The 12,299-nt window shown below is 42.6% G+C and carries 7 protein-coding genes; 3 read left to right on the top strand and 4 right to left on the bottom strand.

What is annotated here, in order from left to right; translation table 11 throughout:
- The first annotated feature begins 141 nt into the window (after window positions 1–141).
- From ACXAFE_RS21020 to ACXAFE_RS21010, 3 genes are all read left to right on the top strand, one after another.
- Window positions 142–1,341, top strand: coding sequence for an efflux RND transporter periplasmic adaptor subunit (locus ACXAFE_RS21020; RefSeq protein WP_475157642.1), 1,200 nt, complete (start codon window positions 142–144; stop codon window positions 1,339–1,341).
- Between the two features lie 3 nt (window positions 1,342–1,344).
- Window positions 1,345–4,503 carry an efflux RND transporter permease subunit gene (locus tag ACXAFE_RS21015; protein WP_475157640.1) on the top strand — a complete coding sequence of 1,053 codons (3,159 nt, stop codon included), beginning with the start codon at window positions 1,345–1,347 and terminating at the stop codon, window positions 4,501–4,503.
- Between the two features lie 251 nt (window positions 4,504–4,754).
- Window positions 4,755–6,539 carry a hypothetical protein gene (locus tag ACXAFE_RS21010; RefSeq protein ID WP_475157637.1) on the top strand — a complete coding sequence of 595 codons (1,785 nt, stop codon included), beginning with the start codon at window positions 4,755–4,757 and terminating at the stop codon, window positions 6,537–6,539.
- Here the strand turns inward: ACXAFE_RS21010 and ACXAFE_RS21005 are convergent.
- The 4 genes from ACXAFE_RS21005 to carB all read right to left on the bottom strand — a co-directional run bounded on the left by ACXAFE_RS21005 (window position 6,536) and on the right by carB (window position 12,287).
- Complete coding sequence (locus ACXAFE_RS21005; RefSeq protein WP_475157635.1) at window positions 6,536–7,228, bottom strand: potassium channel family protein; 693 nt, start codon at window positions 7,226–7,228, stop codon at window positions 6,536–6,538. The two genes, ACXAFE_RS21010 and ACXAFE_RS21005, sit on opposite strands and share 4 nt — an antisense overlap.
- 53 nt (window positions 7,229–7,281) lie before the next feature.
- Window positions 7,282–8,397: a tetratricopeptide repeat protein gene (locus ACXAFE_RS21000; RefSeq protein ID WP_475157633.1), complete on the bottom strand. Its 1,116-nt coding sequence runs from the start codon at window positions 8,395–8,397 to the stop codon at window positions 7,282–7,284.
- Window positions 8,398–8,486: 89 nt separating this feature from the next.
- On the bottom strand, window positions 8,487–8,963 hold the full coding sequence (greA, locus tag ACXAFE_RS20995) for a transcription elongation factor GreA (protein WP_010558849.1): 477 nt from the start codon (window positions 8,961–8,963) through the stop codon (window positions 8,487–8,489).
- Window positions 8,964–9,068: 105 nt separating this feature from the next.
- Window positions 9,069–12,287, bottom strand: coding sequence for a carbamoyl-phosphate synthase large subunit (gene carB / locus ACXAFE_RS20990; RefSeq protein ID WP_475157628.1), 3,219 nt, complete (start codon window positions 12,285–12,287; stop codon window positions 9,069–9,071).
- Window positions 12,288–12,299: the final 12 nt, after the last annotated feature.

Raw genomic sequence — 12,299 nt, 5'->3', positions numbered from 1 at the left:
ACTCGGTATTTCATATAGTTATGAGCGTATTAAAAATCATTATCAAAAGTCACACATAGTTTGTTACATCTAGCTCATCTTCGTAAACATTCTCTTCTCTATAGTAACGTCGTCATCAATAGAAAAATGTAGGGATTTACAATGGCGAGCAAATTAAAACTCACCGGGATCACCCTAGCTGTTTTGCTAGGGTCAGTTGGCGTTGCAGCAGGTTTAGGTGCAATGAAAAAGCCACCGGAAAAAAAAGAAGAAAAAGATTCAATTCCAGTTGTTGTCGTTGAAGATAGCAGTGTTGAAACCATCACACTAAACGTTAATTCTTACGGGTTAGTTAACCCTAAGTATCAAACCTCACTTACTGCGCAAGTAACCGGCCAAGTAACTGAAATTTCAAATGCCTTTGTTAAAGGTGGCTTTGTTCAGCAAGGCGAAGTGATTGCCCGTATCGATCCAAACGATTACGAAGCGGCGCTGACAGAAGCAGAAGCAAGTCTCGCGCAGGCGCGCGCAGCACTTGAATTAGAACGAGCACAAAAACGCGTTGCCGAATCCGAATGGGAACGTATTAAAGAAAGTGCCAAAAACGAATTTGTGCCAACCGAACTTTATCTGCGTAAACCACAACTTGCTGAAAAAGTAGCGCGCTACCGTGCGGCAGAAGCCGGTGTAAAACGTGCAAAACGCAACCTTGAGCGTACCTATATCAAAGCGCCTTACGATGCGATAATTACCGAGCGCTCAGTGGCCCTTGGCTCAGTCGTAAATTCAGGAAGCCCGATTGGCGAATTAAGTAGCACCGATTTTGCCGAAGTGCGTCTGCCTGTAGCGGATAAAGAATTACAATTCTTAATGCAAGGCGGTTTAAACGCTGAAGTTGACCTTGTAACAAATTACCAAGGCAAACTGCACCATTGGCAAGCAAAAATTGTACGCAGCGAAGGCCAAGTGGATAACAAAAGCCGAATGTCTTATTTAGTCGCAGAAATTAAAGATCCATATGGCTTAGATTCTAACAATACGCCACTGCGTTATGGCTCTTATGTAAATGCGGCAATTTCAGGCTTATCAATTGAAGGCGTAAGCCGTGTTAAGTCACACCTTGTTAAAGATGGTAAAGTTGCGGTGTTAGAAGACGGAGTGCTGGCATATCGCAGCGTTGAAGTACTGCGTGAAGAAGGCCGTGATCTAATTGTTAAAGGCGACTTAGGCGATAACGAACAAATTATTGCGTCTAATATTAAGCGCCCTAAAGTAGGGATGAAACTTGCCAACGCAGCACTGGCAAGCGATATCAAGCCTGCAAAGCCTGTTGCAGAACTTGCGATGAAAAACGAGGACTAAACCATGATTGATACAAATAAAGGTATCATTGCATGGTTTACTCGCAACCCTGTTGCTGCAAACCTGCTAATGATCATTATTTTGGTCGGTGGTTTATTTACCGCTATGACCATTCGTAAACAAATGTTTCCGCAATTTGAAATTAACTGGATGTCAGTTCAAGTTGCCTACCCTGGCGCTGCCGCCCAAGAGGTAGAAGAAGGCATAACCATGAAAATTGAAGAAGCATTAGAGGGAATGCAAGGCATAGAACGCCTTATCACCTACTCGAATCGCGGCTTCTCACAATCGTGGATCCGAATTGACGAAAGTTACGATGCCAAAGAAGTACTTGATGAAGTTAAGATGCAAATTGACTCCATCTCAACCTTCCCAGATGGTATGGAACGCCCTATTGTTGCAAAAGAAAAGTACCGTCAAGAAGTGATGTTTTTATCACTACATGGCCCGCTTTCGCAACGCGAACTAAAAGATTTAGGCTACAAAATTCATGATGAACTATTAGCATTACCTGGCATTAATATTGCCGAGTACTATAGTGGCTTAAACTATGAAATTGGCATAGAAATTAGCCCTGACAAACTGCGTGAATACGGCCTAACGTTTAGAGATGTTGCCAATGCTGTGCGTGCATCATCAGCTAATATGTCGGCAGGTCAAATTCGTGCTGAAAACGGCTACATTTCAATGCGTGTTGAAAACCAGGCCTATCGTGGCAAAGAGTTTGAAAAACTCCCGCTCGTTAGCTTAGCCGACGGCAGCCAGATTTTACTTGGTGACGTTGCAACAGTTAACGATGGCTTTCAAGAAGGCATTCAATTTTCTAAATTTAATGGCGACAATTCACGTACCTTCTTTATTGGTGCGTCAGAAGATCAAGACATAACTAAAGTTGCTGCAACAATTAACACTTACTTAGAAAAGAAAGCGAAAGAGCTACCTGAAGGCGTAACCTTAGAATCATTTGTTGATATGACCTATTACCTTGAAGGTCGTTTAAACATGATGATTGAAAATATGGCATGGGGTGGCTTGTTGGTTATCCTGAGCTTAGCATTATTCCTTCGCATTAAACTGGCGTTTTGGGTAATGATGGGATTACCTGTGTCGTTCTTAGGTGCATTATTAGTTATGCCACTTGGCGGCCTTGATATCACCATTAATATTATGTCGCTGTTTGCCTTTATTCTGGTACTCGGCATAGTAGTGGATGACGCCATTGTCATCGGGGAATCAGCACACAGTGAAATTGAAAAACACGGTCACTCAACCGATAACGTCATTCGCGGCGTAAAACGCGTGGCTGTGCCTGCAACCTTCGGTGTACTCACCACGATTGCGGCATTCTTACCAATGATGCTAGATAGCGGCCCAGAAGCTGCGGTATCAAAATCCATTGGTGGTGTAATCATTTTATGCTTAATCTTTTCACTAATTGAATCAAAGCTGATTTTGCCTGCTCACTTAGCAAAAATGAAATTAAAGCCACATAACCCTAAAAATCCACTACACCGTATGCGTGAGGGGTTAGATGGTGGTTTAAAACGCTTTATCGATAACAGCTACCGTCCTATGATTGTTAAGTTTATCGAGTTCCGCTACCCAGTTATTTTCGCTTTCGTTGGCTTAATGATTATTAGTGGTGGCCTATTTGCCGGTGGCTTTGTTAAGTTTGTTGCCAATCCTAAAGTGCCGCACGATTTCGCTAATATCAACATTGAGATGGAACAAGCTACTGCCGAGCGCACAACACTTGATACGGCGTTAAAAATTGAGCAATTAATTTTGAACGAAGACAAGCTGATTGAGCAAGAGCACGGTCAGAAAATGATTGAAGCAATCTCAGTACGCTTAGAAGGCCGTACCAATGCCGAGGTTATGGCAAAACTAGTTGACCCTGAACTGCGCCCAATGGATACCTTTGAACTTGCCGATCGCTGGCGTAGTAAAATGCCTGACTTTGCCGCGGTAAAAAACCTAAATATTCGCGACAGTATTGGTGGTAACCAACGTGACGACGGCGATATTAGTTTCCGCCTTGAAGGCAAAGATATGGAAGAACTGCGTTTAGCTGCTGCAGAGTTAAAAACACATCTAAATACCATTAAAGGTGTAGGTGATGTAAATGATTCAATGCAAACAGCGACCGATGAAGTGCAGTTTGAACTAAAACCAGTTGCCTACAGCTTAGGTTTAACCTTAGCGGATGTTGCGTCTCAAGTAAGCTTTAGTTTTTACGGCTTAGAAGCACAACGTATTTTACGTGACGGCGAAGAGGTACGCGTAATGATCCGCTACCCAGAGCAAGAGCGTAACGCAATCAGCCGTATTCACGATGTACGCATTATCACGCCACAAGGTGCAGAGGTACTGCTATCAGAAGTGGCTGAAGTAAAACTGGTTGAAGGTGTAAGCCGTATTCGCCGTGAAAATGCGCGCCGTACAATTAATGTATGGGCCAGAATTGATGCAGAGCAGGTTGAACCGTTTAAAGTCGCAGAAGATATTCGTGAAGAGTACATTCCAACGTTACTTGAGAAGTTCCCAGGCATTAGCACCAACTTAACAGGTCGCGTGCAAGAGGAAATGGACTCAATAATGGAGCAAATTAAGAACTTCATTATTTCATTAATGGTAATTTACAGCTTACTGGCAATTCCTCTGCGCTCTTACTCGCAGCCGCTGTTAATTATGTCGGTTATTCCATTTGGCATCATTGGCGCAATGTTCGGCCATATGGTACTTGGTATGACCATGAGTGCGCTGTCGATGTTTGGTATTATTGCCGCAGCAGGTGTGGTAGTTAATGACTCGCTGGTTATGGTGGACTTTGTTAACAATGCTCGTAAGCAAGGTGTTGCTATTAAAGATGCGGTGGTTGACGCTGGTTGTAAACGCTTCCGCGCTATCTTACTGACTTCAGCAACGACATTTATTGGTCTTATTCCAATTTTGAGTGAAACCAGCTTACAGGCACAACTTGTGGTGCCAATGGCTGTATCACTCGCATTTGGTGTGTTATTCGCAACGGTGATCACCCTGGTGCTGATCCCATGCCAATACGTTGCACTTGAAGATATAAAAGGTCTTTTTAGACGAGACAAAGAGAAAAAGGACGTTTCTCGATCAGACATTGATGACGACGCTACTGTAAAAATCTGATTACTTGTCTAACCAACCAAAGCCCACACATTGTTGTGGGCTTTTTATTTGTTTCTTTTCCAAGTGATGTTTTTAAACACGCTCTAATTTTGTTAAGCGCATTTAGAACGCTCAACAGCTCATAACAGTTTAAATAATAAAAATATTCCTTATACTGTCGGTAAACGCAGGGAAATCTGGACGATACTAATAGATGTGCTTTTACGTAGCGTAATAGTGAGAATCAAAGTTAACGATTTATGGAAGCGAATGTGGTAAAAAAATACAGCATAATAACCTTAATTATTGTGCTACTTTGCGCACTTATATGGTTTGCCAATTTTTATTCACTGCCTACACCAGAAATTGATCATGCTTTACCTAACACACAGATTACCGATGAAATAATACTGGAGCAGGTAAACACCGGCGCCGTCCCTGAAAAAGCACAGACACAAACGAAAACCGCGATAGCACAAGATTCAGCTAAAAATAGTTATTGCAAAGACCAAACACGTTACATCGCCAAATTTGAGCGCGATAAAAAAGGCTATTTAAGTACGCTTGCTGTCGCTTGGAAACTACAAGGGCAAAACCCACACACCATAATTCATGCACTTGAAACAACAGTATCAAAAGACGCCGCACAGCGTTTTAAGCGCGACTTAAAACTGGTCTCATCGTTTAACGAAAGTAATCAGAGTAAAAGCCAACAATACCTCAATGAGTTAACTTTTAATGATTACGCGAAAAATAAACACCGTTTACACTTTTTAAAATGGCGTCAGCACGCGATTAAAAACGACTTTATTGAAAGCTATCGAGAACAAGCAGAGCGTTACCCAGATATCGCAGCCGATATTCTGCAACAGGCGTTTTTACAAGCAATTAATATTGATAACCCCAAGCCCGATTTGGACCAATTATTACTACTTTACGATAGTTATTACTCACTTAACCCTGTGCAAAACAAACTGCTTACGTCACATCAACTGCCTTATTTGCTAAACGGGTTAGCGCCTGATGCTGCCAATAAAGTACTATCTCGTTTATTACTGATTGAACAATTAGACAGTGAGGAAACAAAGTCCATTGTGCTAGCGCGTATTGGCGGTATTAATAAGCAGTTCGCCCAAATAATCAAAGGTGCAACAGTTAGCGCAAAACCAATTGTTGAAAGTGATGAATTAAAAACCCGTATCGCAAATATTATCGAAAAAGAAAAACTGAGTCTTAGTGAACAAAATGTTTGTCAGCTTTACGATGTCGCCGAAATCGACAGCCAAATAAACGTTACTTATGTGGATGCATCGACCCTTGATTACGACCACCCGAGTTGCGACCGTTTGCTGTCAGAACAAGCTAAAGAGATTGGCATGCTGGCGTTATTTTCTGAATTATCAGCTCAGTTTTTAGCGGCGGGTATCGACCTTAGTAATCTAAATAATGCTGAGCAGGTAAAACGAGCAGATCTTACTTTGATCCATGAATACCTTGCTAAAAAACCTGAGTTTGAGCGTGAACTTGCGTATTTATTAATTTACTCAAGGCCGATGCATAGTCAACGTGTCGCAATCATTGATGCGCTAGTCACGCAAGGGCTTTATCCGAAAGATGCCAATGCCGTTGCAGTAATTCAGCGCCTTAGCAGCGAAGATGCACTGCGAATGCTTGATCGCATGGGTAATATCGATAAGCCAAATCAACGCGGTGAAAGTGTGGTGTATAACCTGATGTTTATCAATCCAAGTCTAACCGTCGAATTAATAAATCGTGGTTACGTGCAGCAACACAGCGAACGCCATCCAGATCCGCTACTGAAAATGTTACATTTTTTAAAAGAAAACCGAGCATCAGATCAATGGATTAGCGTTGTGGATGCGCTTATTAACAACGGTGCAAAACTAAAAGCGCGCCACCTAGACGAAATGTACCGCATTAAGCTGACCTTACCGGAAATTTACCAAAAGTTAATAGAGTTACATCCTGAATTAGCTACTGAAAAAGCAAGTTCACTCAAAGTAATACAATGTCAGGGCGTAAGCGACGCACACTAAGCGTCATTATCGTGTTTTTTTGTCATCGAAAGGTGATTTTGATGCATTATATTTAGTCGTGAGCCAACTAAACTGGCAACTAATATTGTCAGGTATAACTGCCCTACCACTGCTTCAAAATACACAAACACCCTAGAAATTGGAATATTAGGGGCAATATCGCCAAAACCTAGCGTGGTTAACGTAACAAACGAGAAATAAATAAACTCTGGAAATAACGCGAACCATTTGATGGTCGAGGGTACGTTATTAAACGCAGGCATAAAGTTAATATGGATAAGGCTATAAATAATCGCCCAAATAATACCCATCATAAAATAGAGGCAGATTGCGCCAAGGATTTTGTTGCCGTCTACAACGCCTGAAAACAGCACCTGCTTTGCCGTTTTAATTGCGGTAAAGGTAAAGAAAACAAGCATTAAGCCCAATGTGACATTATCGCCCATCACATTATCAATAAACAAAGTCAGCCAAGAGAATGCGATAATCACAAACGGAAACAACATCTTATATTTAAATAACTGATTGCTTGAATCAACGCCCCACACCGAAATCAACAAGGTGAACATGGTGCACGATTGCATCATATGCTGCATTTTACTGCTAAAAAATTGGTGACACAGCGCTGTACCAAACAATAGCAAAGTTAAAGCAATGGTTAGATAAAGAAAGTTATCTCGTTGGCTCATATTAATTCCTTTGAGCGTTGATACAGTAAACGGTATATAGGCGCGTTGTTTAACTAGAGTTTTGCTGCAAAATTAAAGTCACTTGCAACACGAATATAAGGCATCGAAATATTATATGTTTCTACTAACTGCTGAGCGCGTTTTTTAGCCGCGGCATATGTCTCAAAATCAAAGTTAATTGCATAATAAAAACCCGCCATTTCAACAACCTTACAATTAAGCTGTTGCGCCACTCTTAACGCATTTTCACGTTCCGCATATTTACCAAACTGTAAAACAAACCCACTTAAATTTTGACTCAGTTGTGGTGGCTCAAAGGTTAATGCATCGTGCGAACGAGTGCTGGTTTGATGTACTGCAACAGCTTGGTCACTTTGCTCGTTAATAAGGAACATTTCCGCTTGAGGAACACCTTGCTTAAGGGCCATTAGCGCGTATTCATGGGCTTTGTTTTTATCTTGCGCTAAGTATTCGCCATTAAAGTGTAACGACGCCAAGTTATGCGCTGCAAAACCATTGCCTTGATTGGCGGCACTTTGGTAATAACCAATGCTTGCTTGTGGCTCAGTTTTAAAAATCAGTGTGGCATAAATAAATTGCGCTTTATCATATCCTGCATCAGCAGATTCTTTGATAAGTGCTAAACCCCGAGCTTGATCTTTAGAAACGCCCTCACCTTTCAAATACAGCGCGCCTAATTCTAATTTGGCTTTATTATCATCTTGCTCAACAGCAGTACCTAACCACTCAGCTGCTTTATCTGGTTGATAAACAACACTCGTCTCATTGCTATAGCGACTCGCTAATTTACGCTGCGCATTAACTGAGCCATTACGCGCTGCTTTTAAATAATAGTCAAACGCCAAGCGCTTACGCTTTTCAACATCTACGCCAACAACTTTACCAAGTTCAAAAGTGAGGGCTAAATTAAACGTTGCCTCTGCGTGACCCAGTTCATCGGCAAGAGTTAAATATTCGAGTGCTTTTTGTTTATTTTTAACAACCCCTTGTCCTTTAGCGAACAAGGTTGCCAAGATAAAATTTGCTTCTGCGTTATCATCTGCTGCTAATTCGGCACATTTATAGCGCGCATTGATATAATCCGCATCACTAAACGCACGGGTGCATTCATTATCAAATTGTGGCGTGTACTGGGCTTTAACAGCCATAAATGGCGTTAAAAGTAACAAGCAAAACAGGAAATGTATTTTCATAATGCAAAAACAAAAAAGCTCGGCAATAACCGAGCTTTTATAAGTTAGATGTATTCTACTTCTGTGATTTCGTACTCAACCGCACCATTTGGGGTTTTGATTGTTACTGCATCATCGATTTCTTTACCGATTAAACCACGAGCAATTGGCGAGTTAAATGAAATCAGATTATTTTTAATGTCTGCTTCATCGTCACCTACGATGCGATAAGTCGTTTCTTCGTCGGTATCAACGTTAACGATAGTAACAGTTGCGCCGAAAATCACTTTGCCGTTATTTTGCATTTTAGTAACGTCAATGATTTGAACCGTTGATAGTTTTGCTTCAATCTCTTGAATACGGCCTTCACAAAAACCTTGCTCCTCACGCGCTGCGTGGTATTCAGCATTTTCTTTTAAGTCACCGTGTTCACGCGCTTCTGCAATATCAGCGACAATTTTAGGACGGCGTACCGTTTTTAATTCATTTAACTCGTCACGCAGTAATTGTTCACCACGTACTGTCATTGGTGTTTGTTGCATTATTCTTCCTAGAACTCTTTCACAATAAAAGCCCGGATTAACCGGGCTTTTTATCATTTCTATTTTAATTGTCTTAGTCTATATCAAAAAATAGAGACGGGGCAATTAATTTACACGCTTGTGTAACTCTTGTACCGACGATACCGTTGAACGGTCATCAGCTGCGTGCGCTTTACAGTTAGCAAACGCCGCATTAAGCGTTGTTGTGTAGTTTACTTTACCTTGCAGTGCACCACGACGAAGTACTTTAGAATCTTCAATCGCTTGACGACCTTCAGTAGTGTTTACAATGTAGCTGTACTCGCCATTCTTGATACGGTCAAGAATATGAGGACGACCTTCGTAAACCTTGTTTACACGACGTGATTCAATGCCAGCTTCTTCAAGTGCTTTAGCTGTGCCGCCAGTTGCGTCAAGCTCAAAGCCTAAATCACGCATGGTACGCGCAAGTTCAACAATACGCTTTTTATCGCTGTTACGAACAGAAAGCAGTGCACGACCACCACGTGGCATTACGTTACCTGCACCAAGCTGTGCTTTAGCAAATGCGTCAGCGAACGTGTCACCCACACCCATAACTTCACCTGTTGAGCGCATTTCAGGACCACGCATTGGGTCAACGCCAGGGAACTTAGCGAACGGAAGTACCACTTCTTTAACGCTGTAGTATGGAGGAATGATTTCTTTCGTTACGCCTTGGCTTTCAAGAGACTGACCCGCCATACAACGAGCAGCTACTTTTGCAAGTGCTACACCTGTTGCCTTTGACACGAAAGGAACAGTACGCGCTGCACGTGGGTTTACTTCGATTAAGTACACTTCACCATCTTTAACAGCAAACTGAGTATTCATTAAGCCAACTACACCAAGCTCTAATGCCATGCGTGTTACTTGGTCACGCATACGGTCTTGGATTTCAGGGCTTAGTGAGTATGCTGGCAATGAACATGCTGAGTCACCTGAGTGAACACCTGCTTGCTCGATATGCTCCATGATACCACCGATGATCACTTGCTCACCGTCGCAGATTGCATCTACGTCGATTTCGATTGCATCATCTAGGAAGCGGTCAAGTAGTACAGGCGCTTCGTTTGACGCTTGTACCGCTTCTGTCATGTAACGACGTAAATCATCTTCGTCATATACGATTTCCATCGCACGACCACCAAGTACGTATGAAGGGCGTACAACCAGTGGGAAGCCGATTTCAGCAGATTTAGCAATTGCTTCTTCTAGTGAAGTAACCGTTGCATTCTCAGGCTGAAGAAGGTCTAAACGCTCAACCATTTGCTGGAAACGCTCACGGTCTTCTGCACGGTCGATTGCATCTGGAGAAGTACCAATGATTGGCACGCCATTCGCTTCAAGTTCACGGGCTAGTTTAAGTGGTGTTTGACCACCATACTGCACGATAACGCCTTTAGGCTTTTCAACACGAACGATTTCTAGTACGTCTTCTAGCGTGATTGGCTCGAAGAATAAACGGTCTGATGTGTCGTAGTCAGTAGAAACTGTTTCAGGGTTACAGTTAACCATAATCGTTTCGTAACCATCTTCACGCATCGCAAGGGCTGCGTGTACACAACAGTAATCGAATTCAATACCTTGACCGATACGGTTAGGACCACCGCCAATAACCATGATCTTGTCTTTGTCAGATGGGTTCGCTTCACACTCTTCATCGTATGATGAGTACATGTAAGCAGTGTCTGAACTGAACTCTGCCGCACAGGTATCTACGCGCTTGTAAACTGGCAGTACCTCTAGCGTGTGACGCTTTTTACGAACTTCAGCTTCGCTAACACCAAGTAATTCAGCAATACGTGCATCCGCAAAACCTTTACGCTTTAAGCTGCGTAGGAAGTCTTTGTTAAGACCAGCCATACCGCCTTCAGCGATTTTCGCTTCGTCTTTGATGATGTCTTCGATTTGTACTAAGTACCAACGGTCAATCTTAGTCAGCTCAAATACATCTTCAACGCTCATACCGTGACGCATTGCATCTGCAACATACCAAATACGCTCGGCACCTGGTTCGCGTAATTCACGAACGATTTTTTCATTCGCGTTAGGGTCGTCCAGTGCTACAACAGGGTTGAAACCCGTTGCGCCTACTTCTAAGCCGCGAAGAGCTTTGTGCAGTGATTCTTGCTGGTTACGGCCAATTGCCATTACTTCACCAACAGACTTCATCTGTGTTGTCAAACGGTCGTTAGAACCTGCAAATTTTTCGAAGTTGAAACGCGGGATCTTAGTAACAACATAGTCGATTGACGGCTCGAACGATGCAGGTGTTGCGCCACCTGTGATGTCGTTTTGAAGCTCATCAAGCGTATAACCTACTGCTAGTTTTGCAGCGATTTTCGCAATTGGGAAACCTGTTGCTTTTGACGCAAGTGCAGATGAACGCGATACACGTGGGTTCATCTCAATGATAACCATACGACCGTCAGCTGGGTTTACACCAAACTGTACGTTTGAACCACCTGTTTCAACACCAATTTCACGAAGTACTGCCATCGATGCATTACGCATTAGCTGGTATTCTTTGTCAGTGAGTGTTTGTGCTGGTGCTACTGTGATCGAGTCACCTGTATGAACACCCATTGGGTCGAAGTTCTCGATTGAACATACGATGATACAGTTGTCGTTTTTGTCACGAACAACTTCCATCTCGTATTCTTTCCAACCTAGTAAGCTTTCATCGATTAAAAGTTCGCTTGTAGGTGAAAGGTCAAGACCACGGGTACAGATTTCTTCGAATTCTTCCATGTTGTAAGCAACACCACCACCGGTACCACCCATAGTGAAAGAAGGACGAATAATACATGGGAAGCCAATACGCGTTAACGTGTCACGTGCTTCATCCATTGAGTGTGCGATTTCTGCGCGAGGACACTCAAGGCCAATCGCCTTCATCGCTGCATCAAAACGCTCACGGTTTTCTGCTTTGTCGATTGCATCAGCTGTTGCACCAATTAGCTCAACGCCGTGCTTTGCAAGTACGCCGTGCTTGTCTAAATCGAGTGCACAGTTAAGTGCAGTTTGACCACCCATAGTCGGTAGTACTGCATCTGGCTGTTCTTTTTCAATGATGCGCTCAACCACTTCCCAGTGAATTGGCTCGATGTAAGTTGCATCAGCCATTTCTGGGTCAGTCATGATAGTAGCAGGGTTAGAGTTAACTAAGATTACGCGGTAACCTTCTTCTCTTAGTGCTTTACACGCCTGTGCGCCTGAATAATCGAATTCACATGCCTGACCGATAACAATCGGGCCTGCACCTAAAATTAAAATACTTTTTATGTCATTACGTTTTGGCATTTTAGTCTCAGT

The sequence above is a fragment of the Pseudoalteromonas sp. ABV4_021 genome, assembly GCF_056159365.1.
This window is presented reverse-complemented; position numbering and strand designations above follow the sequence as displayed.

Coding starts and splice junctions, on each gene's coding strand:
- ACXAFE_RS21020 (WP_475157642.1), top strand. CDS start 142: ATGGCGAGCAAATTAAAACTCACCGGGATCACCCTAGCTGTTTTGCTA.
- ACXAFE_RS21015 (WP_475157640.1), top strand. CDS start 1,345: ATGATTGATACAAATAAAGGTATCATTGCATGGTTTACTCGCAACCCT.
- ACXAFE_RS21005 (WP_475157635.1), bottom strand. CDS start 7,228: ATGAGCCAACGAGATAACTTTCTTTATCTAACCATTGCTTTAACTTTG.
- ACXAFE_RS21000 (WP_475157633.1), bottom strand. CDS start 8,397: ATGGCTGTTAAAGCCCAGTACACGCCACAATTTGATAATGAATGCACC.
- greA (WP_010558849.1), bottom strand. CDS start 8,963: ATGCAACAAACACCAATGACAGTACGTGGTGAACAATTACTGCGTGAC.
- carB (WP_475157628.1), bottom strand. CDS start 12,287: ATGCCAAAACGTAATGACATAAAAAGTATTTTAATTTTAGGTGCAGGC.